At 43.2% G+C, this 21,521-nt stretch carries 19 protein-coding genes and 2 pseudogenes; 5 read left to right on the top strand and 16 right to left on the bottom strand.

What is annotated here, in order from left to right; genetic code table 11:
* Nucleotides 1–628: 628 nt before the first annotated feature.
* From FU659_RS24725 to FU659_RS24715, 3 genes are read right to left on the bottom strand one after another with little or no spacing between them, the layout of a single operon-like run.
* On the bottom strand, nt 629–1,048 hold the full coding sequence (locus FU659_RS24725; RefSeq protein WP_147950000.1) for an HIT family protein: 420 nt from the start codon (nt 1,046–1,048) through the stop codon (nt 629–631).
* Between the two features lie 35 nt (nt 1,049–1,083).
* Nucleotides 1,084–2,103: an SDR family oxidoreductase gene (locus FU659_RS24720; protein WP_187274373.1), complete on the bottom strand. Its 1,020-nt coding sequence runs from the start codon at nt 2,101–2,103 to the stop codon at nt 1,084–1,086.
* A gap of 53 nt (nt 2,104–2,156) precedes the next feature.
* Nucleotides 2,157–2,900, bottom strand: coding sequence for an MBL fold metallo-hydrolase (locus FU659_RS24715; protein WP_147949998.1), 744 nt, complete (start codon nt 2,898–2,900; stop codon nt 2,157–2,159).
* A gap of 89 nt (nt 2,901–2,989) precedes the next feature.
* On the opposite strand from FU659_RS24715, the gene FU659_RS24710 reads away from it, so the two are divergent.
* Together FU659_RS24710 and FU659_RS24705 are read left to right on the top strand one after the other, a co-directional pair.
* Nucleotides 2,990–4,726 (top strand): sensor histidine kinase, encoded by a 1,737-nt coding sequence (locus tag FU659_RS24710; protein ID WP_147949997.1) that lies wholly within the window; start codon nt 2,990–2,992, stop codon nt 4,724–4,726.
* A gap of 115 nt (nt 4,727–4,841) precedes the next feature.
* Nucleotides 4,842–5,198 carry a LytTR family transcriptional regulator DNA-binding domain-containing protein gene (locus FU659_RS24705; protein WP_147949996.1) on the top strand — a complete coding sequence of 119 codons (357 nt, stop codon included), beginning with the start codon at nt 4,842–4,844 and terminating at the stop codon, nt 5,196–5,198.
* 126 nt (nt 5,199–5,324) lie between these two features.
* On the opposite strand, the gene FU659_RS24700 is transcribed toward FU659_RS24705, so the two are convergent.
* From FU659_RS24700 to FU659_RS24660, 9 genes and pseudogenes are all read right to left on the bottom strand, one after another.
* A complete protein-coding gene (locus FU659_RS24700) occupies nt 5,325–5,723 on the bottom strand; it encodes a hypothetical protein (protein ID WP_147949995.1) in 399 nt (132 codons plus the stop codon).
* A gap of 108 nt (nt 5,724–5,831) precedes the next feature.
* Nucleotides 5,832–6,809 carry a substrate-binding domain-containing protein gene (locus tag FU659_RS24695; protein ID WP_261808028.1) on the bottom strand — a complete coding sequence of 326 codons (978 nt, stop codon included), beginning with the start codon at nt 6,807–6,809 and terminating at the stop codon, nt 5,832–5,834.
* Between the two features lie 30 nt (nt 6,810–6,839).
* Nucleotides 6,840–8,606 (bottom strand): cache domain-containing sensor histidine kinase, encoded by a 1,767-nt coding sequence (locus tag FU659_RS24690; protein WP_147949994.1) that lies wholly within the window; start codon nt 8,604–8,606, stop codon nt 6,840–6,842.
* A complete protein-coding gene (locus FU659_RS24685) occupies nt 8,603–10,276 on the bottom strand; it encodes a response regulator (RefSeq protein WP_261808027.1) in 1,674 nt (557 codons plus the stop codon). The genes FU659_RS24690 and FU659_RS24685 overlap by 4 nt, the downstream gene beginning before the upstream one ends.
* 45 nt (nt 10,277–10,321) lie before the next feature.
* Nucleotides 10,322–11,319, bottom strand: a pseudogene (locus FU659_RS24680) (substrate-binding domain-containing protein).
* Between the two features lie 102 nt (nt 11,320–11,421).
* On the bottom strand, nt 11,422–12,414 hold the full coding sequence (locus FU659_RS24675; protein ID WP_187274372.1) for an ABC transporter permease: 993 nt from the start codon (nt 12,412–12,414) through the stop codon (nt 11,422–11,424).
* A 16-nt stretch (nt 12,415–12,430) separates the two neighbouring features.
* Complete coding sequence (locus FU659_RS24670) at nt 12,431–13,933, bottom strand: sugar ABC transporter ATP-binding protein (RefSeq protein WP_147949992.1); 1,503 nt, start codon at nt 13,931–13,933, stop codon at nt 12,431–12,433.
* 216 nt (nt 13,934–14,149) lie between these two features.
* Entirely contained in the window at nt 14,150–15,418 is a 1,269-nt protein-coding gene (locus FU659_RS24665; RefSeq protein WP_261808026.1) for an MFS transporter, read from the bottom strand.
* Nucleotides 15,415–15,864 carry a MarR family winged helix-turn-helix transcriptional regulator gene (locus tag FU659_RS24660; protein ID WP_187274371.1) on the bottom strand — a complete coding sequence of 150 codons (450 nt, stop codon included), beginning with the start codon at nt 15,862–15,864 and terminating at the stop codon, nt 15,415–15,417. The genes FU659_RS24665 and FU659_RS24660 overlap by 4 nt, the downstream gene beginning before the upstream one ends.
* A 465-nt stretch (nt 15,865–16,329) precedes the next feature.
* Here FU659_RS24660 and FU659_RS24655 point away from each other — a divergent pair, with 465 nt between their 5' ends.
* Together FU659_RS24655 and FU659_RS24650 are read left to right on the top strand one after the other, a co-directional pair.
* Nucleotides 16,330–17,520 carry a sigma-54-dependent transcriptional regulator family protein gene (locus tag FU659_RS24655; protein ID WP_147949990.1) on the top strand — a complete coding sequence of 397 codons (1,191 nt, stop codon included), beginning with the start codon at nt 16,330–16,332 and terminating at the stop codon, nt 17,518–17,520.
* Complete coding sequence (locus FU659_RS24650) at nt 17,412–19,202, top strand: PAS domain S-box protein (RefSeq protein WP_315971354.1); 1,791 nt, start codon at nt 17,412–17,414, stop codon at nt 19,200–19,202. Before FU659_RS24655 ends, FU659_RS24650 begins: the two co-directional genes overlap by 109 nt.
* Before the next feature lie 152 nt (nt 19,203–19,354).
* Here FU659_RS24650 and FU659_RS24645 read toward each other — a convergent pair whose 3' ends face one another.
* From FU659_RS24645 to FU659_RS36495, 4 genes are read right to left on the bottom strand one after another with little or no spacing between them, the layout of a single operon-like run.
* Complete coding sequence (locus FU659_RS24645; protein WP_147949988.1) at nt 19,355–19,567, bottom strand: PAS domain-containing protein; 213 nt, start codon at nt 19,565–19,567, stop codon at nt 19,355–19,357.
* Nucleotides 19,483–19,683, bottom strand: a complete 201-nt coding sequence (locus FU659_RS38975) for an MASE4 domain-containing protein (protein ID WP_187274369.1) — start codon at nt 19,681–19,683, stop codon at nt 19,483–19,485. The genes FU659_RS24645 and FU659_RS38975 overlap by 85 nt, the downstream gene beginning before the upstream one ends.
* A gap of 41 nt (nt 19,684–19,724) precedes the next feature.
* Complete coding sequence (locus tag FU659_RS24635) at nt 19,725–19,958, bottom strand: MASE4 domain-containing protein (protein ID WP_261808025.1); 234 nt, start codon at nt 19,956–19,958, stop codon at nt 19,725–19,727.
* Between the two features lie 11 nt (nt 19,959–19,969).
* On the bottom strand, nt 19,970–20,137 hold the full coding sequence (locus FU659_RS36495; RefSeq protein WP_222708629.1) for a hypothetical protein: 168 nt from the start codon (nt 20,135–20,137) through the stop codon (nt 19,970–19,972).
* A 154-nt stretch (nt 20,138–20,291) separates the two neighbouring features.
* Between FU659_RS36495 and FU659_RS24630 the strand changes: the two are divergent.
* Nucleotides 20,292–21,274 (top strand): annotated as a pseudogene (locus tag FU659_RS24630) (aldo/keto reductase).
* Nucleotides 21,275–21,521: the final 247 nt, after the last annotated feature.

The raw sequence follows: 21,521 nt of genomic DNA, 5'->3' as shown, positions 1-21,521 counted from the left end.
AACTGTGTTTCCATGGTATATTTCATCCACTGTTCCCACTGAATCACCTCCACACAGGTAAACGTTTACATATTATGGAATGTATAAATCAAAATTTCATTTTGAGAACGACAAGAATAGTCTCATACGAAAACTCCACTAAACATCAAATTCAAGTAAACGTTTACATATAATAGAATAAATAGATGATAAGCGTCTATTTTTCTTCCTTCCATCCTCCTATTATGATTTGCTCTCGTGATATTCCACAACACTCCAAGTAAACGTTTACACATAATGAAATATAAAATTTCTAAACAGCTCGTACCCTTGCTTCTGCCCCCTTTTATGAATTGATCTCGTCAAAGCCTCATGAGAACAACAGACTCCTATGGATATTAAAACAATGATCCCGACTTCAAGTAAACGTTTACTCATTTGCGTAAAAAATCTAAGTCATCATTCTTGCACTTGTATTTCAAAAAAACAGCATTGATATTTGAATTATACCACCATTGTTCATATAGTCAAGAACTTCCATAACTCTGAGGGTGACTAACCTGTCTCTGTCCCTTTGAAATTCGCCATAGCGTCAAAAAGTCCCTTATCCGGATTTACGAATAAGGGATTTTTTGACGATAATCTAAGTTTATAAATGAAGTTTCAACTGATTAATGATTTCTCCATACTCTTCTTCCGTCAACTGCTTATTGTCGGACGGATTCATCTCGAACATCTTCCCCCATGTGTGTCCGTCTTTATATTTAGGTACAATATGAAAATGGACATGAGGCATCGTATCTCCAAAAGCACCATAATTAATTTTGTCAGGTGCAAAAGCTCGTTCTACAGCAGCAGCCGCTTGAGCGACATCACGCATATACGCATCCTGCATGTCCTGAGACAAATGGAAAAATTCATGATGATGCTCATTCAACGCGACAATGCATCTCCCCTTGTACGTTTGTTCTTTAAATAAAAATAATGTAGATACCCTCATCTGGCCTATTTCGATCATTAAATTCGATAAAACCTCATTTTTAGTACAATAGATACATGCTTGGCTCATAGGTCATTCTCCTTTTCTTATGTTGATTGCGTTTGCTATTTCATATAGATGTTAGCAATTTGCCGGGACCATGATTGATGGAACTGTACCAGTTGGTCTTCAAACGCATCTTTTTCCAAATCCACTAAGCAGCCTTCGCGTTCGTACCATTCTATCATCATCTTAATCCCAGCATGAAGCGAAACCTCGGAGTGATAGTCAGGCACAACGCTTTTGATTTTGGCATTATCGTACAGTCCTGCATACGTTTTTTCATAAAATAGATGAGAACATAATTTCGGCGCTGCCGTCATGAGCAGGTCAGAAGAGATATGCACGATGTGAGGCTCTTTACCTAGCACCTCCCCGAAAGTTGAATATAGGTCTTCCCATATGTGCGGTTCTTCACTCGTCACATGATAGGCTTCACCGAATGTAGCCGGATTGCCCAGCACACCGACAAAACCTTTAGCCAAATCCGATGCAAACGTGAAACTCCAAGGAGTTGTGCCATCGCCGAACATGACAAGCGGCTTACCTGAACGGATGCGCTCCACAATGTTCATATTTTGCCGAAGCACTCCGATATTATAGCCTCCGGGACCGTAAGTGAGAGAAGGCCGAATGATGGTGACCGGTAGCTTGTCTCTTTCATACACGCCTCTGAGATATCGTTCCATGTCGGCTTTATGATAGGCATACGGATGTCCCGGATCGTTAAACAATTCCTCTTCATCCTCACGAATGGGCAGCGTCTGAGCTGGACGATTGTATACTGAGCTGCTGGAGCACATGACAATGTGTCCAGTCCGTCCGCCAAATGCGCGAACCGTTGATTCAGCCTCCTCAGCATTAAATGAAATCATATCGATAACAGCGTCGAATGATTCTTCTCGCATCTGCGCCTCGAAGCGTTCTTTGTCTTTTTTATCTCCTACAATACTGCGAACATCATCAGAGAAGTTCAACTTCCTACTGCCTCGATTAAATATTGATACCTCATGGGATTGATCAAGCAATCGCGCAACGATCGCCCGGCTAATGTTGCCAGTACCACCAAGTACTAATACTTTCAAAGGGTACTCACTCCTTTTTTTATGTTTCACAATAGATTGTATACGCTTTAATGTCAATCCCTCGATTCGTATCCTACCAATGGCTGAGCTAATCTAACCTTATACTCCTTATGAAACTGTTCCCTAAGATCCGTACTCAAGTAATCATCCACGTAATGCATCAGAACCATCTTCTCCTGAATAGTCCCTGGCAGAGTCAATATTTCTCCCAGAGAAGTATGCGAAAGGAGTTGATCCTCCTGCATATGACACTCATGATAAATCATCTGAACATCATCTGCGATATCCTGAATAAAACGCTCATCCAACCTCGTATCCCCGCTGAAATAGAAATAAGGCTTACATAGCAAGCCATAGCTGAGCATTCCGGGGATATGCAAAGTTGGAACCATCTCGAACCTAATACCTGCTATTGTAAATTCATTTTCTACACAGACGATTTCGAAATAATCATGGAACGCTAACGTTCCGCGTGTGGTCCGTTCAAGTCCATGACGCAAGATTTGCCATAAGTCCTCTTGAAGACCTACCGGTACATAGAGTTTAGGCTTTGCCTTTCCGGGATAGACACGATGATATAAGGCCAGCTTCTGCACACCATTAATATGATCCTCATGTAAATGTGTGATAAAGAGATTTTCGATTTCATTTAATTGCCTTCCCATGAGATGAAGACCATTATGGTTGGACTCAGGAAAATCGATGGCTAGATTCGTTTGTTCGAACTCTAACAGAACACTATTATGACCTTGCTGTACACTAAACCCATCACCGCAGCCAAAAAAAGTTACTCTCATCCTAAATCCTCCGATTTTATATGTAATCATCTAAATAAATGGTTTATGATTGTACTATGACATATATCAGAATTCTGGGAGATGACATCATGCTTGCACCTAAGAAACCAAAAATTCAACTGCGATATTCCATTTTTATCCTCATGGTTTCGCTCATCATTGTACTACTAACTGACAGTGTATTCTACTATTATACAAAACAAATGCTAACTTCTGAACTGGAAACGCGGATGCAAATTATTGCCGACAATGTAGCCACTTCGATTAGACATTCAAAAACAACCGAAAAATATATAGAGGATCTTATTGGTCAAAATTTACGAACTGCTGCTCTAGCTGCTCAATACCGTCTTGATCCGGACATTGAACAAGTGAAAAATGAGGATCTCGCTGTCCTTAGCCAAGAACTGATGGTTGATCACATCACGTTAATGAAGCGCAGCGAAGATGATATTATTGGTTATAAATCATCCGATCCCAAGGAAATTAATATGAGTACCAAAGGGTGGGTGAGGGATTGGTTCCCTGCCTTTAATCAACTTCTGGATCAGCAAGAAGTGAAAGTGAACAGTGGACAAGCCTTGCCGCACTATTGGTCGGGACCCTTTAATACATCCATGACCAGTCTGCAATTCATTGATAAATGGGGATACTACCACGATGGTCGAACGAATTACATTATAGATCCTTTCGTCCACGATGCATTCTTCACAAATTATCAACGTGATACGGGGGTAGATGCTGTTATCAGTGAGATGATTAACGGTTATACCGACTATGGTGCCAAAGAAATTACCGTTTACAACCCGCCTATTTTTCTTAAAGAAAAAGGACAATTCGAGAAAGAAGGCTACGTATGGTTCTCCGATCGGGATATTTTGTTTGGCTCCTATGAAGTGAAAGATGACCGGGATATGGCTTATGTCCAAGCTGTAATGAAAACCAAAGAACGCAAACAGTTTCAAACGACCATTGCCGGTAAGCCATATTTAAAAATGTTTATCCCCCTCCAATTAGACTTTCCTGTCGTTATTGGGCTTACAGCAGACTATGAGAAAGTTCAAAGAGCCATTCAACAGCAGCAAACCAGCTTGCTCTTAATTATCGGCGTTACAGCCATCATGGCTTTCTTCCTCGTCTTCTTCGTCATTCGTTTCATTAATCGAAATAGGGAAGCTACGGCAGAAAGTATTCAAGAGGTGTATGTGGATAATATTGGTTCACTTTTTCGCTCCATGAAAGAGCAGAGGCATGACTTTAATAATCATGTAGCAACCATTCATTCGCTCGTTCATTTGAAAGAGTACGAGGAACTTGACCGGTATACTGGAGAAATTATCGATGAAACGAACGCCCTGAACGATATCATTCAGATCGATGTCCCCTCTTTATGTGCGATCGTCCAATCGAAGGTTATACAATCCCTAGAGCGTAAAGTTGTGTTCCAACATGAAGTTGGCAATTTAAATCGAATTAGTCTTAGCGCCATTAAAGCAACCGATTTGGTAAAAATGATTAGTAATTTGGTGGATAATGCATTTGACGCTGTTGCTGCTTCAACGAAACATATAGAAAAAAAGGTGACTCTGATTGGGAATGTGGAAGGCAGTTTGCTCAGATTCGAGGTCATCAACAACGGCGATCCCATCCCTACACATTTTCATAAGAGGTTGTTCGAACCGGGATTTTCAAGCAAATCAGACTCAGCGTTTCATGCAGGATTAGGCCTAAGCATCGTGAAGAAACTCGTCGTTAAGTATAATGGGTCTCTCGATTTCATCACTACGGAGGATGAAACACGCTTCATGATTACAATTCCAGTGTAAATCATTTCCGGGGAAATATGACATATCCCCCCCCCCTTCTCATATTCGTCTAACTATGTTAAAATGAAAGCGTTATCAAATTATAAGCGTTATCATTTTTAAAGGGGGACTTAAAATGAATGTAGCGCTCGATGCTCGAAACACGTACGAAAACTTTGTACTTGAAAAAGACATCCTGTACTTCCGAGTTGGAGAACACGGTCTTGTCTCTTTCCACGGGAAAAACTATCATATCAAGAAACGTATGACAACCGAGCAAATTCAAGTTATTATCGCAGATAAGTCTTTCTTCAAGGTCAACATGGATTGCTATGTCAATACGACCAAGGTTTTACACATTCAGGATGGCAAGGTTTTTTTCGAATTGAAAGGAAACGATTCTAAATTCACTACGATAACCAAGCTTCGCCAACATCGTCTAAAAGAATTGGTTCAGCAGCAACAATCAGATAAGCCTGCCAATCAAGGATAAACGACTTCGTCGTCCTTCAGGGACGAGTGAGTTTGTCAAGGTAGATGCGAAGCAAAAGTATCGACATATACATATTTACTAAATAAAGGAACTAGCGATGTAATCGCTAGTTCTTTTACATATATCCTATGAAATTCTCGCAAGTGTTTCTTGTTGATGTTCCCGAATTAGAAAGCGTATGTATTCGACTGTTGTATCTTTCACCTTTTTGGCTTCTTCCAAAGTCGCGAAGCTGTACTCAGCATGATCCGTGCTGCCGTACTTCTTCAGCTCCTCGTAGTTCATTCCAAGTGTGGAGAAGTTATTAACCAGTTCGTAAGTTGTCTTTGGGTCCACATTTTTCACGAAAATATCTTTGGAAAAGAAAGAGCCTTGTTTGTCCACTTTAAAAATGACACGAAACGGCTTATCTTTATCTGAGACAAAGCACTTGATGACAACATCGATTTCCATCGTTTTGTAATCCACAGCGACTGAAGGTTCCTGCTTTGGCGTATGCATCCATCTTTTCAAAAGCCCTAGCATCAGGATTCCCCCTCGGAGTATGAATTGAATATACCTCATATTGTAGCCGATACGCTATGAATTAACAATCCATAATTTGTATATTTATAACAACGAATAGCATACATATTACTTCTCTACGAAAGGGAATAACAGTTTCTGATTTTCACTCGTGTACATATTATCTTTGGTGATCACCTCTGAGCCTGTATCTATGTTAGGTTTTACTAACTTGCCATCCATCACCTCGAGTGCTGTCTTCACGGCTAAATACCCCATATTGAACGGCTTTTGAACAATAGTTGCTTGCAAAATACCATCTTCAATAAACCCGATTTCATTCATAGAGCTATCGAAGCCGACTAACTTAATGCTTCCGCCTTTGTCCAATTCTTTCAACGCCCTAGCTGCACCAACCGTCGATACCTCATTTAATCCGAAAATACCGCGGATTTCAGCGTGCTCGTTTAGCAGCTTTTTCGTTAACTCGTAGGCCCTTTCTTCCGAGCCATTGCTATAGACGGAGTCTAGAATTTGCACGGAGCTATCATCTTTCAGTGTATCTCTCACACCGCTTTCTCTTTCTAGTTGGGTATTCGATGATTTAACAAAACTTACAATGGCGAAAGTCGCAGACCCTTGCACATTGCGTCGCATGGTTTCTACGGCTTTACGACCTGCTGCATAGCTATCCGTTGCTATAAAACTAGAAGAAATGTCGCCATCCAGTCCCGAATCGACCGTGATCAGCTTAATGCCAGAACGAATGATCTTTTCTGCAATCGGAACCAAACGATTATAGTCCGTAGCCGCCAAAATGATAGCTTTCGGCTTAAGAGCGATCGCCTCATCGACCAGGCCTATTTGCTCATCAACCAAAGACTCAGCGGGTGTCCCCATGACAGTCACTTCCGCATTGTACTCCTTGGCTGCTGCAACTACCCCTTGGTTCAGTACTTGCCAGAACTCTACGCGTCGATCTACCGTTTTGGGGATCATAATAATGGTTCTAGGTTTATCTATTTCCTTGGAAACTAGAAAGCTCTTCCAAACATAAACAACACCAACAATAACGATGACCAACATAATGATCACTCTGAATTTCAATGAATCCCCCCCCTTTTTTCCTCCTAGCCTTCACGGCAGTTCAGGGATACGTAGGGTCACCGTCGTTCCCTCTTCCAGCTCACTTTCAAATGCCAATCCATAACCTTCTCCGAAATAGAGTTGAATGCGGTGATTGACGTTGTAAAGTCCGAAGCTTTGGCCTGCTTCCTTTTGGCGAACTTTGAGCACTAAGTTCATCACCTGCTCCTCGCTCATACCGACACCATTGTCCATAATCTTGATTTCGATGATCCCATCCCTCTTTCGCCCCGTTAAGCGAATGTGTCCACGATCTGCCAAATGCTTCATTCCATGGTAAATGGCATTCTCTATGAGCGGCTGTAGAACGATTTTCAAAATACTGCAGGGCAGAATGTCTTCATCAACTTCAATCGAATACGTAAATTTATTCCGATAACGAATATTCTGGATCTTCAAATAATTGTACACGTGCTCCAGCTCGACAGCGACAGGGACCAGTTCCTCCCCTTTGCTTATGCTGGATCGAAGCAGCTTGGATAAGGCAGAGGTCATGATTACGACCTCATCCACTTTTCCCATTTCAGCCATCCAAATGATCGAGTCCAGCGTGTTATACAGAAAATGGGGTTGGATTTGTGCTTGCAGAGCTTTAAGCTCACTTATTCGCTTTACTTCCTGGTCCTGCACAGTTTGACTCATTAATTCTTTGATTTTGCTAATCATTAAATTAAACGTTCGGGATAGCTTGCTAATCTCGTTCGTTCCCTCCACAACGACGCGAATATCAAAATTCCCTTTTTCCACCTGTTTCATATGCGCTTCCAGCTGTTTAATCGGTCTGGTTAACGTGACAGATAACAGAATAGAAATGGCAAGACCAATAATAAGAGATAGAAGCCCCCAAATCGCGGATGATACCTGCATATCCTTTTTGCTCCCAAGCAGATCATCCGGATAGGTAACTCCAACAATTTTCCAACCGAAATTGGTCGTACGGACCGTATAGATCTTACTTTGCTGCGCTTCTTGGATTGGAAATGAGCGGTCACTTGCTTGCAAAAGCGCAGGGATATCCTCCCCCTTCAAACCGGAGTAAACGAGCTGCTGCTGAGGGTGATAAACCAAATTCCCTTGTGGATCCAGAATAAATACATATCCCTTTTTACCCAGTTGAATTTGCTTACACAAGTCATTAATGACGTTATAGTTTAAATCTACCAAAAGAACGCCATTTTCCAAGCTCGAAGAATGAATTGGCATTTGTTTACTGATAGAAACAACCCACTTATACTCATCTCGGTACAAATGCTGGACATGGGAAGATGAAATAATGACATCACTTTTGCCTGTAAGGGCCGTCGTATACCACTCTTGTTTGATTAATTCAGAGTACGATTTAAACAAAGCATAAGGGCGATCTGACACCAAAGCCCCATTGGAACCAATAAATACGATGGAAGCGATATCATTTCTAGAAGAAACAATAGAACGGAAGTCATTGCTTATTTGTTTGGCTAATTGTTCACCATCCTTACCAGCCGGATCTGCGAGCTCCATATACCTTTTTAAGTCCATATTGCTTAAAGATAACGTAGAAATGCTCTCCATGTTGCTGATATAGGTTTGTATATTTTTATTGACCTGTTCAATTAACTGCTTGGTGTAGTCCAGGGATGTATCCGTAACCGCAGTTGCGGAAAGACGATAAGCGTTATAGCTTAATATGACCGTTGTGCATAAAATTAAACAAGAGAAGGCCAGGGCAATCTTGGTGTGAATACGCTGAAATTGAAAGGGGCTTCGCCAATTGCTCATGGTGTGAGATGACCTTTCTGAGCCGTTCTGTAGGCTTTCGGAGTCATGCCAACATGACGTTTGAAAATAACACTGAAGTATTGGGGGTCGCTATAGCCGACTTTGTCAGCAATTTCATACGTTTTCAAAAACGACGAAGCTAATAAATCCTTTGCGGTATGCAGTCTAACCCTCGTGACATATTCAATAAAGGTTTCCCCTGTATGCGTTTTAAACGATGCGCTGAAATAACTCATACTCATGTAGATATGATTGCATACTTGCTGAAGTGAAAGCTGATCATCCGTATAATTTTCGTGGATATACAGAATCGCTGCTTCCATCTGAGATTGGGAAACGGTTGTTCGTTTCACGGTAAGCAAATCGATCATCGTAATACAGATGTCTTCCAGCCAGCCTTTAACATCATCAAGTGTTTTTCTAGCTGTCATTTGCATAAAGGAATGATCTCCGAGCACCCTAGTTTCTTCAAGGCCCGTTTCAACTATCACATTCATGAGGACAACCAGAAGTTTATGCAGCTTCCCATAGCAAGATTCCATGGAACAAGATGACATTTTCAATTCATCTATCCAATCCTGTAAGCCTTGTGCAGCTGATGTTTTGTCACCTATTTTAATAGCAGCAATGAGTTTTTTCTCAAAATGGGAATAGCTTAGCGTTTCAAGGCTGCGACCATATTCTAAATCTTGAATGGATATCACTTTATGGGTACCCAATAGGAATCGATAATCCAATGCAGACAAGGCTTCCTGAAAGGTTTTGGGGATATGTCTCAGCGCGTCATAGATTCTTCCAATGCCAAAAGTAACGGAAAGCTTCAAATATTTTTCCATATTGTGCTTGCTTTGCTCAGCCAACGTTTGGCAAATCCATTCAAGCTCTTCCGCAGCTCCGCTCATTAATCCCACAAACTTATCGTCACGTGTTCGAAAAACAATCCCACCATGCTCCTGTTCAATAATTTCATGCATAATGTTATAAGCGGCAAAACGAAGAAGCTCTTCGTCCCCCTCCTGAAAAGGTACTCGATTGAATTCATCAATATCTCCAATTAGGACCCGATAACAGGGGCCATCCAAGGAGAGCTTGAAGCGCTGCAGCTTACGCTCCACTTCGTCTTGCTTCATACAGGAGGTGACGATTCGTTCTAAGAAACGCTCCCTTAGCAGTGGCAGGCTTTCTTGAAACTGAATTTTTAGTAAAGAAATATCTTCTTTTTGCTTGCGTTCTTCATCGAGCTCTATCCTTAATTTATGAAGAAATTCAGTGAATTCTGCGGAGTTAATCGGCTTCAGCAAGTAATCTTTCACCTTTAATTTAATCGCTTGCTTCGCATATTCGAAATCTTCGTAACCGGTTACAATAATGACTTTGACATCCCGGTATTTGGCAGCGATATGCTTCGTTAATTCAAGACCATCCATAAAAGGCATGCATATATCTGTGATGACGACATCGGCCTGCAGCTCATCCATCGCTTCGAAAGCGTCGCGGCCATTATCAAAATCACCGACAAGCTGAAAGCCGCAAGCTTCCCAATTTGTCTTTTGTTTAATGCCTTGTCTGACTTCATCTTCATCATCGATAAGGACCATCCTGTGCATGTCGACACCTTCATTTCGGAATGAAATCATACGCTTACCTGTATTGTACACAGTACTTTCCATAAACGGCAATAGAGACTGCCTATGAAAGCACAGTCCCAGCTCAATCTATTCGTAAAGCAATGGCTTAATATCCGCCGCATCGATGTTCGTTTTGTCATACCAGTGAAAACCTGTATCGATTGATTTGGGAACAGTTTCCCCTTTAATGGCTTGAACGGCTGCTTTTACAGACCAATAGCCAATACCAATCGGGTCCTGCGTAATCGCTCCAGCCATTTTACCGCTTCGGATGGCATCCATTTGTTGTTTACCCGAATCATAACCGACGACTGTCAGTTTGCCATCTTTCTTAAGTTCAGTCACCGCGTTGATAACCCCAATCGCAGAGCCTTCATTCGATCCAAAGAAACCTTTGATATTCGGATGAGCCTGAATGATTGCTTTCGCTAAATCGGTGGATTTCAACTGATCACCCCCACCATATTGGGTATCTACAATTTTGATATTCGGATATTTCTCCTTGATACGGTTCGTAAAGCCATCTCTGCGATCGATTCCGGTCCGGCTCGTTTGTCGTGCACGACCAGCGCGATTTCTCCCTCATTTCCGATAAGGGCCGCCATCTTATCGGCTGCCAGTGCGGCCGCTGCTTTATTATCCGTTGCCGCAGTTGTAACCGGGATATCGCTATCTACGCCGGAGTCAAAGCCGATAACCGGGATCTTGGCCGCTTTGGCCTTCTCTAGAAGAGGACTTGCGGCTTTGCTGTCCAGCGCTGCGAATGCAATGGCTTGCGGCTTTTTGCCAAGCGCAGCCTGAAGCATTTCAATTTGTTTATCGACCTGCGTTTCCGTCTCAGGCCCTTCAAACGTAATTTCAACATTAAATTCTTTGGCCGCTTTTTCTGCGCCCAATTTTACGGCTTGCCAGAACTGGTGCTGGAAGCCTTTGGATATGACAGGAATATAAATTTTGTCCGCTTTCGCTGCTACAGGTGCAGCGGTAGCTGCTGCTGTTGCTGCTGCAGTGGCAGCTGGGCTTGCCGTTCCAGAAGTTTTTGAGCCGCATGCCCCTAAAACCGTTGTAGATAACAATAGTATCATGCTAATCCAAGTGATTTTTTTTACGCTGACATTGTTCAATTCTAATCTCCCCTTATCCCTCAATTATTGTATACAGCTCCTGAATGGAGTAGCTACCTAAGCTTAATTTTTGCGACGGCGCAACATATCGGCGTAAACGGCTAAGACGACAACCAAACCTACGATGACCGTCTGCCATTCCTGTTTCACGGATAAAATGCGCAGCCCGTTCGTCAATACGCTCATAATAAGCGCACCAATGACAGTGCCAAGGATAGAACCCTTCCCTCCGCTTAAGGAAGTGCCGCCAATGACAACTGCTGCAATCGCTTCTAGCTCATAACCTGAGCCTAAGGCCGGTTGCGCAGAGTTCAAACGGGAAGCCATCATGATTCCGGCTATACCGCTGAATACGCCTGTGAGTGAATAGATGACGATTTTCCAGTAATCCACATTAACGCCGGAAAGGCGGGTCGATTCCTCATTGCTGCCAAGAGCAAAATTGTAGCGCCCAATAATCGTCTTCGATAAAAGAATACTCGCTATGATCGCTACACCAAAAAATATGAGAATGGCATTCGGAATTTCCAATCCTGGAATGATCGAACTCATAACAGACCCCATCGATATTTGACTAAACGCGGGAGTGTCATTGAAATAGATTGGTTTCGTTCCTGAAATGACCAGGGAAAGCCCCTTTGTCACCATCATCATGGCTAGCGTGGCTATAAACGGTGGAATTTTCATTTTTGCTACGAGCAATCCGCTCATACAGCCACAAATGGCCCCAGTCGCGATACCACCGATAATGCCAAACGGCATCGGCAGGTGCCACGTCGTAATCATGACGCCCGCCATCACCGAGGAAAACGTCATCACCGTACCCACTGCCAAATCAATCCCTGATGTAATAATGACAAAAGTAGAACCCAGTGCCAGCACACCAATGACGGCGGTCGAAAGCATAATGGCGACAATATTATCAAATTGAAAAAAATTACTTGAGCCTAAAGAGAAGATAGCCACCAGCATAATCAAACTGGCAAAGGCAAGCAGTTTCTGTGTCGCTCCAGAATGAATCGGCATTATTTTCTTTGTCACTGGCCATGTCGTCATGTTACGCTCATCCTTCCTAGCTAATCCGCATCGTTGCGAACTTCATAATGGTTTCTTGGGTAGCTTCTTGTCGAGTCAATTCGCCTGTAATGCGTCCTTCGCACATGACTACGATGCGATGACTCATTCGCAAAACCTCGGGCAGCTCCGAGGAAATCATGATGATGGACTTGCCTTGTGCAGCCAGTTCATCTAACAGCTTATAAATTTCGGTTTTTGCGCCAACATCAATTCCTCTTGTAGGTTCATCAAAAATGAGAATGTCGCAATCGCGATGCAGCCATTTGCTGATGACGACTTTTTGCTGATTCCCACCAGACAAAAATTTAACATGCTGATGAATACTCGGCGTTTTAATTTGAAGTGCTCCCACAAAATGCTCCGCCGTTTTCGCCATTTTGACATCATGCATGAAGCCAAACAGGCGTCTTGCTTGCTTATACGAAGCTACCGCAATGTTCGTTTTGACATCCATCTCCACCATAAGTCCATATCGCTTACGGTCCTCCGACAAATAGCCAATGCCGTGCTTAACTGCATCATGCGGAGCCCGAATATCCACTTTTTGCCCGTGAATGCGAATGAACCCTGAATCAATGGGATCTGCCCCAAAGATCGCCCTCGCTACTTCCGTTCGCCCAGCTCCCATCAATCCTGCAAAACCAAGAATTTCGCCCTTTGCCAAATGAAAGGAAACATCTTTGACAGCAGATCCTCGATTAAGATCCACGACCTCAAGCACCTTATTGTCCGATACTGGTGTAGCCTTTTCTTGAGAAACCACATACAACTCTCTGCCAACCATCATCGAAATAATCTGATCGATCGTTATATCCGATGTTTTTACGGTATCGATATAGCGACCATCCCGCATGACCGTAATTCGATCGGTAATCCGCTTAAGCTCTTCCATACGGTGAGAAATGTACACGATCCCCACACCGCGTCCGCGCAGTTCTTCGATGATACGAAATAATTCTTCAATCTCGGCATTTGTTAACGCGGCTGTTGGTTCATCCATAATCAGAACATCCGATTGGAAAGAGAGTGCTTTCGCTATTTCTACCATCTGCTGCTTGGCCACGGTTAACTCCGATACTTTCGTTCGTGGATCGAGCTGAAGATTCATTTCTCTAAGCAGCCGCTCGGCATCTTGATTCAGCTTACGATCGTCTAGGAAAAGTCCAGCACCTTTGCGCGGCTCCCGTCCGATATACATGTTCTGAGCAACAGTCAAATCTGGCATCAGATTCAGCTCTTGATGGATCATCGAGATCCCCAACTGCTGCGCGGCTCTCGTATTCGGAATGTCCACCTCCCGCCCCTTCACTACAATTCGTCCTGCATCTTTTTGATAGACCCCTGTTACAATTTTCATGAGGGTAGATTTACCCGCCCCATTCTCACCTACGAGTGCATGAACTTCGCCAGCTGCAAGCTCTAAACTACACTCATGGAGGGCATGCACCCCAGGAAAATGTTTCTCAATGCCTTCCATCCGGATCAGAGCTTCGTTCATGGCTTTCACCTCTTGCTTTGTCAATATGAATCTTTGGTTATGTGCTTATTTTATCTACTCTCCCCAAGAAAGAGAGTGGATAATTCTCTGTAAAAAAGTAGAAAAATCTATGATCTTCGGTTCTCAGTTCACATGAAAATATAGAAAAAGACGATTCCAGCGGTCTGTTAGACCTTAGAAATCGTCTTTGATGGGAAACGCGCAAGTCAATGCAAATTAAGAGTCTGAACCAACTTCTTCAAGCAGATTCGGCTTCGGCTGGTTCCGAAATTTCCAAATAATAATCAGACATAGAATAGCTGTCAGCACGCCACAGCAAACAAACGCCCCGTTCGCGCCGTAGCGATCTGCCACAAAACCTGCCAGAAGACTGCCGATGGGCGTCGAGCCTGCAAATACGAGAGAATACACACTCATCACTCGCGCGCGATACTCTTCTTTGGCATGCATTTGAAGAGATGAATTGCTGTTCGTTGCAAATAAAATATTGAAATAGCCGGTTAAAGCCAGCATCGCTCCACAAATCCAAACAGAGCTGCTTAGTCCATTGAAAATCAGACACACGGCTATAACTAAACTGCAAATGATGCTTAACTTCAGCCTCGGACCACGCCTGCTTTGAAAAGACATCGTTAGCGCGCCCGCGAAGGAACCAATCCCCAAACACGACATCAGCGTTCCATAGGTGGTTTCCCCCATGTGCAGGACACTTCTGGTAAACACGGGAATTAATACGTTGAAGTTAAAAGCCAACGTACCGATTACCGTCACGAGCAGTACCGTCTGTGCGAGTAACGGGTCCCTCGCGATGTAGAGAATCCCGTCTTTAATTTCTTTCATGATGCCATCGCTTGATCTCTTCTTCCGAACGTAAGGGGCCGCTTTAATATGCAGCAAGCCATACAAAACCGCCAGAAAGCTTATACCATTAAGTAAAAAACACCATCCGGCACCAAGCAGTGCCATCATTACCGCACCAATCGACGGACCTACAATTCGAGCCATATTAAATGTTGTAGAATTAAGAGCAATCGCATTCATCAGATCCTCTTTCCCTACAATCTCAATATTAAATGCCTGCCGAGTCGGCATATCCAGCGTATTATTTAGCCCAAGCAGAAGTGCCAGAATGATGATGTAGCTGTATTTCACGGTGTCGGTCAAAACTAGAATAGCCAAAGTGAAAGCTAATAGCATAGCGACAGTTTGTGTGAGAAGAAGGATGTTCTTCTTCGGGAATTTATCGACAATAATACCTGCAAATAAGGAAAAACAGAGAATCGGGAGAAACTGACACGCTGAGACAATTCCCAACTTGAGCGGGGATCCCGTAATCGTCAGCACGAGCCATGACTGCCCAATATTTTGCATCCAGGTTCCAATCAGTGAGACGCATTGGCCGAACCAGAGATAGCGATAGTTGCGATGCGTCAAAGCATGAAAATGACGATCTATAAACAACGATCCTGCAAGCTTCATATTCATGGTTCTACCTGCTCCTCTGCAAAACGGGCGGCATTATCGCCCATTTTCTCTAAGATGGTTAAGGCTAATCGTTTTTCTTCTTCCGATAAACCAAAGGTCAATCGTTCTCGCCAATCCGTCAGCACCTTGCGTACATCCTCCTTGATCAGCAGCGCTTTCTCGGTCAGATGGACTTCGTTGCATCTCTTATCTTTTTCACTGACAGTGCGAGTTATGTAACCTTGCTCCTCTAGCTTCTTCAGTGCCTTCGCCGTTGTTCCTTTATCAATCTTCAAATAATCGGCTATTTCTTCCTGCGTTAGACCATCTTCCTTATACAAAGCGTTAATGAAGATATGTTGACCTCTACCTATATCGAACTGTTTCAAATGTTCGCCAATATACATTTGGCCATAGCGGTATAAGAGGGAAACCCACCTCGGAATTGAATTTCTATTATCGATCATCAACATATCTCCTTTACGTGAGACTATTTTAAGGTTACTAAAGCTGCACATTGCAATAATGGTTGCATTTGCCACTATAATAGCATACGCTCGATCAGTTGCATATGCAACTAATAATTCATTTCACCAAATTTTCCTGCTGCTTCGAATTATCGGACGTCAATTCCTTCGATCACGATGACACACGTTCTGTTGTTATATTGGCGAAAGCTTCCTCTCATTGGATTAACGATCTTTATTTCCTTCTTTAATTAGGCTCTGCACATCCAGGATTAAGCTTATGCTGCCATCGCCCAACAGTGTACAAGCAGCAAAGTATTTTTTTTTACTTTTCACTCATTTTTTATATTGATGTGGGAATTCGTTCCTAATATAATTAAGCCATCTTGTTAATGGAGAACTTTAAGGTAATAAGCCATTGCTTGCTCAACGCCGTAATGATCAATTATTTTACTGGGAGGCATAATGCCAAAAAACAGATTCGACACTTTCAGTTGTATCAGTTCTCCAAAAAGGGATAAAGCAGCGATTGAACGTGAGTGGGCAAAGTTTATGTCTGGATGCTCATCACAGCTTAATATCAGGACTTCCATGCAAAATTCTTGGCAACGTTGCATAGAACAAGGGGTAGATCCTCTCAACAGTAACGTCTCTTATACCTTAGGCATGGATCAAATTCGAGAGTATATCACATCTGATCCGTTATTTCGATTAGTCGAACCCGTAATAAAAAAGTTGAAGCAGCTTGCCCCAAATACCGGTTATCTTGTAACGTATTGCAACGCGGCCGGCGAAATGATTTATTATGACGGCGATATGTCCCTAATGTTGAAAGCGGAAGACATTAACTTCTCACCTGGCTCAGATTGGAGCGAAGGTAGCGCCGGGACGAATGCAATTGGAACAGCTCTCGTCACTGGAGTACCGAAACAAGTTTTTGCAAGCGAGCATTTTTGCCAAAATATTCATAGCTGGACATGTTCCGCTGCCCCTATCCGCGATCCCGCGACAGGCAAAGTTCTCGGTATAATCGATTTATCTGGCTTTTGGACGGTAAATGATCCGAAATCACTTGATGCCGTTGTTGAGGCCACCCAAGATATTGAGAAAATGCTTTACAACCAATTGAAATTTGAACGATTCCAGCTGTCTCAGTATTTTGTAGAGCTAACCAAAAGAACGACCCTCCCGTTTGCTGTTCTAGACCGTGGAGGACGAGTCATCAAAGCATCCCAACTGCTATTTGAAAAAGGTTGGATCTTACCCGATCATCGGATGAAACATATATCTTCTGAAAGAGAACTTTTCCCATCAAAAATGAGTTGGGAAATTGAGTCTAGCCATAAGATGTGGCAATTTGAACTCTCACCTTACTATTATGGTGGAATGGCAATCGGATCAATTGTAACAGTCCTTCCTCCGGACATTGCCTTTTTCAAATATTCACCAGATTTTCATCAATCCCAGTCAGCCTCATCACCACTAAAAAAAGATGAAGAAGCTGTTGAAACTCATGGAGTTTCAACGAAAGATCATTTTACAAATCGCTGTTTGATCATCATCCGGATGCTATCTTCTCTTATAATTTACAAGGGATTCTTATCGACGCAAATCCGGCGGCAGAAAGAATGTTTGGCTATGATGCGAGTGAACTAAGGAACATAAAGGTACAAGACTTAACTCTCCCAGAACACAAAGAACGAAAATTGAAAGTTTTTTCCGATTCAGCGAAAGGTTTACACCAAGAGTGCGAAGCTACTTTCCAACATAAGAAGGGGCATCATCTATATGCCGAGTTAAAAAGCTTTCCGATCATTGTAGAAAATGAAATCGTCGGCGTCTATGAAAGCTTGCGGAATATTAAACCAAGCCACCAACAAATTCTCGAAGACTTGAAGACTACAAAAGAACAGCTTGAGTTTTACTTCAATAATACCGAGGATGCGATTGTCGTTATAAACTCTAATCTTCATATCGTAAAAGCCAACAAATCTTTTGAAAGAATATTTGGCTGGACAGAGCAGGAACTGCTCGGAAAAGAGCTCCCAACGATTCCTGGCCATCTAAAAAAGGAAACCGATGAAATTCTCAACACCATGCTGAGTTCCCGTTATATACTCCCTTATGAAACCGTTAGACAGCGCAAGGACGGCAGACTGATCGATGTCAGCAATTCCGCCTCTCCTCTCTTTGACAGTAAAGGCAATGCCATAGCGCATGTGTTAATTTCAAGAGATATTACGGAACTAAAACGAATGGGAGAAAGGCTTGTAGAAGGCGAAAAACGACTGCGGACATTGATTAATTCCATTCCTGACTTCGTTGTGTTCAAGGACGATCAGGGAAGATGGATCGAAGCAAACGATAATACACTAGCTTGTTTACAGTTAGAACCTACCGACTATCAGGGATTGACGGATAGTGAACTCGCTACGTGTAATGAATTTTATCGTGATACCTATTTTCAATGTATGGTGTCCGATCATCAGGCTTGGGAAAAAGGCAGTCTGATTCGCACCCAAGAAATCATTCCAAATCCAAGCGGGGCTGCGATTCTCGATGTAATTAAAATTCCAATTTATCATGCGGATGGTAATCGCAAAGGTCTTATCGTGATTGGCCGTGACATCACGGAGCTAAAGCAAACGGAAGAATTACTACGAAAAACGGAGAAACTTGCCGTTGTCGGTCAACTAGCAGCAGGGATTGCCCACGAAATTCGCAATCCACTAACGGCACTGAAAGGGTTCCTTAGCTTACTGAAGCCTCAAACTTCTGATAAAAACATCTGGTATTTGGAAGTGATGCTATCCGAAATTGAACAAATGGAATGGATCACCAACCAATTTTTGACCGTAGCAAAACCACAAACAGCAAAACTTGAAAGGAAGAACCTTGCAGCTTTGATACGGCAGGTTTCCTCTTTTCTCTTTCCTTTTGCGACAATGCACAATGTGCAGATTTTGATACAATCGGAATCTGGAGAACCGTTCATTGAATGCGAAGAAAATCAGCTGAAACAAGTGTTTATCAATATTTTGAAAAATGCCATAGAAGCGATGACCCAAGGTGGACAAATTGAAATTATGATCAAGCTGAACACGGAATCAGTCTCTGTTCGAGTCCACGACCAAGGATGCGGCATACCGCAAGACAGAATTCCCCACCTTGGAGAACCTTTTTACAGCCTCAAGGAAAAAGGGACAGGCCTAGGGTTAATGATTTGCAATAAAATTATCAAGGAGCATCACGGAACCATTCAAATTACAAGTGAAATTGGTAGAGGAACAACAGTTGAAATTATTTTGCCTCTCCAATGCTCTGCAGTTTTCGAATGAAATCACTAGTAACTTTTCAATTAGGTGATTTTTTTGTTAGCATCTCACAGTACACCATATGTGGGGGCGGCTTCTCAAAGTCGCCTCTCTTTATTTTATCCACTCCATTATTTACAGAACATTTTTTTTGATCATATGCCCCCTCATGACAATCATATAAGCATAATTACCCCGGCTCGTCTGTTTATGATCATTCCAGATAGCGGCTTGTTCTTCATTTCAATTTCGCCATAGCCCAACATCCGTTGGAAAGCGGAATTAGATTCAATCGGCCTCTGATTCAAATCGATTCGCGTAATACCAACCGCCGCAAATTCAAATACCGTACGAAATGTCCGTTCCTGCTGCACAATCCGGTCGTACAAATGCGTATCTCATAAAGTAATACAGCCAACACCGTTGCTGCTGAAATCATGCTGTTCATCCGAGCTACATACCAACCTATACTATAGCGAGTGCCTGAAAATAACGTTAGCGTCACATCCAAAAAAAGAAGCTAGAATGTCAAACGTTAACCAGAGATTAACGACACTTTTTTTCCGCAATAGAAAAACTAAACTTACCAACGCCTATAGTGGAAATAATGGCTGCCAGCATGAAGCGGTTGGCTTGTTTATGCGTGAATTGATGCAGTCTGAAAAATTTCTCCGTTAATGTATACGCAAAAATGAATACGGGATACCCGCTATGCCAAAAAAACCATAACCAAACAGTCGTTTGGTTCCCTGCATGCAGCAGTCCTTTCTCAGCAAACACACCTAGGAATGTCAAATGGCTACTGCTGAGATAAAAGCAGGCAGAAAAGGCTGTACGGTTGTTCCTGCCTCCCTCGCATAAGGAAAAGTAATACCCACAATGAGTATTAATAAAAAAGCAAAAGGTAGGACAAACCTCGTATGCTTCTTGTTAGCTGTATGATTGACAAAGTTATTCATCTGCATCATCCCCCATGACTACACGTTTACTCTCTCTGTGTTGTTCAATATATCGGATGTTTGTTGGGAACTTTTAGGGAAAGATTGACGCGAGATGGCTCGGAGGATTATGATCGTAAACAGGAATGCACGCGCGTTTACAAGGAGGATATTCATGAAATACAGACCACTTGGCCGTACAGGCTTGAACGTAAGTGAAATTAGTTTTGGCACTTGGGCCATCGGCGGCTCATGGGGCAATGTGAATGATACGGATTCATTGCATGCGCTTCAGCAAGCTATGGAGCAAGGCGTTAATTTTTTTGATACCGCTGATGTGTACGGAAATGGTCACAGTGAAGAGCTGCTTGCCAAAGCAACCGCTGGACGTGAAGATAAGATCCATATCGCCACCAAATTTTGCCGCAGCACAGACATTCATGACCCCGAATCTTATTCGGAGAAAAGTATCCGCGCGCTGTGTCAAAGCAGTTTAAAACGTTTAAATCGCGAGGCGATTGATTTATACCAAATCCATTGTCCACCGTTTGAGATTTTGAAACAAGGGGCTGTTTTTGAAGTTCTGGATAAGCTGCAAGCCGAAGGCAAAATCCGCCATTACGGCGTCAGCGTAGAAACCGTGGAAGAAGGCTTGTTCTGTTTGGAGCAGCCTAATGTGCAAGCTCTTCAGGTGATCCTCAACCTTTTCCGGCAAAAGCCGTTCGCCGAACTGCTGCCGGCTGCACATGCCAAGGGCGTAGGCATCTTGGCCAGGCTGCCGCTTGCCAGTGGACTGCTCACAGGCAAATTCAAGGAGCAAACACAATTTGAGGTTGACGACCACCGCCGCTTTAACGAGAACGGCGAGCAGTTCAACGTCGGTGAAACCTTTGCTGGCCTTGGCTTTGCCAAAGGCCTCGAGCTCAGCCGCCAGCTGGCTTGGATTGCCGAAGGCGCGAGAGCATGACGCGCGCTTCACTGCGCTGGCTGCTCGATCACGAAGCCGTGACGTGCGTGATCCCCGGCTTTAAAAATGCCGCGCAGGTGCTCGACAACCTGCAAGCCGCGAACGTCGCTTCCTTCAGCGATGCGGAGCTTCGCCGACTGGAAGCGTGGTACGCCAGCGAGGTGCACGAGCACATTCGCGGGGCTTACTAAGCGCGCATGGCTTATGCGTGCTGGTTTTGGAGAAAGCTCGCGAGAAATCGCGAGCTTCTTTGTTTTGGGGGGCTGTAAGCACGGTTTTCACTTGCTGTAAGCGCAGTTTTTTTTCAGCGCTACAGTTGGGATCCTGTGGCTTTTTCCGTCTGTAAGACCGGAAAAACAGCGCTACAGCGCACCTTTTCCGATGTTTGCGCCTTTCTCCTCCTGCTGTAAGCAGGTTTTCAGTGCTACAGCTTGAATC

This window comes from Paenibacillus sp. N3.4 (assembly GCF_008017805.1).
GTDB lineage: Bacteria > Bacillota > Bacilli > Paenibacillales > NBRC-103111 > Paenibacillus_E.
Note: the sequence above shows the minus strand (reverse complement) of the source record. Positions and strands in the feature narration are given on the sequence as shown.

Coding starts and splice junctions, on each gene's coding strand:
- FU659_RS24655 (WP_147949990.1), top strand. CDS start 16,330: ATGCCAAAAAACAGATTCGACACTTTCAGTTGTATCAGTTCTCCAAAA.
- FU659_RS24715 (WP_147949998.1), bottom strand. CDS start 2,900: ATGAGAGTAACTTTTTTTGGCTGCGGTGATGGGTTTAGTGTACAGCAA.
- FU659_RS24665 (WP_261808026.1), bottom strand. CDS start 15,418: ATGAATATGAAGCTTGCAGGATCGTTGTTTATAGATCGTCATTTTCAT.
- FU659_RS24660 (WP_187274371.1), bottom strand. CDS start 15,864: ATGATCGATAATAGAAATTCAATTCCGAGGTGGGTTTCCCTCTTATAC.
- FU659_RS24675 (WP_187274372.1), bottom strand. CDS start 12,414: ATGACGACATGGCCAGTGACAAAGAAAATAATGCCGATTCATTCTGGA.
- FU659_RS24700 (WP_147949995.1), bottom strand. CDS start 5,723: ATGCTAGGGCTTTTGAAAAGATGGATGCATACGCCAAAGCAGGAACCT.
- FU659_RS24725 (WP_147950000.1), bottom strand. CDS start 1,048: ATGAGCCAAGCATGTATCTATTGTACTAAAAATGAGGTTTTATCGAAT.
- FU659_RS24690 (WP_147949994.1), bottom strand. CDS start 8,606: ATGAGCAATTGGCGAAGCCCCTTTCAATTTCAGCGTATTCACACCAAG.
- FU659_RS24670 (WP_147949992.1), bottom strand. CDS start 13,933: ATGAACGAAGCTCTGATCCGGATGGAAGGCATTGAGAAACATTTTCCT.
- FU659_RS36495 (WP_222708629.1), bottom strand. CDS start 20,137: ATGAATAACTTTGTCAATCATACAGCTAACAAGAAGCATACGAGGTTT.
- FU659_RS24705 (WP_147949996.1), top strand. CDS start 4,842: ATGAATGTAGCGCTCGATGCTCGAAACACGTACGAAAACTTTGTACTT.
- FU659_RS24685 (WP_261808027.1), bottom strand. CDS start 10,276: ATGGAAAGTACTGTGTACAATACAGGTAAGCGTATGATTTCATTCCGA.
- FU659_RS24710 (WP_147949997.1), top strand. CDS start 2,990: ATGCTTGCACCTAAGAAACCAAAAATTCAACTGCGATATTCCATTTTT.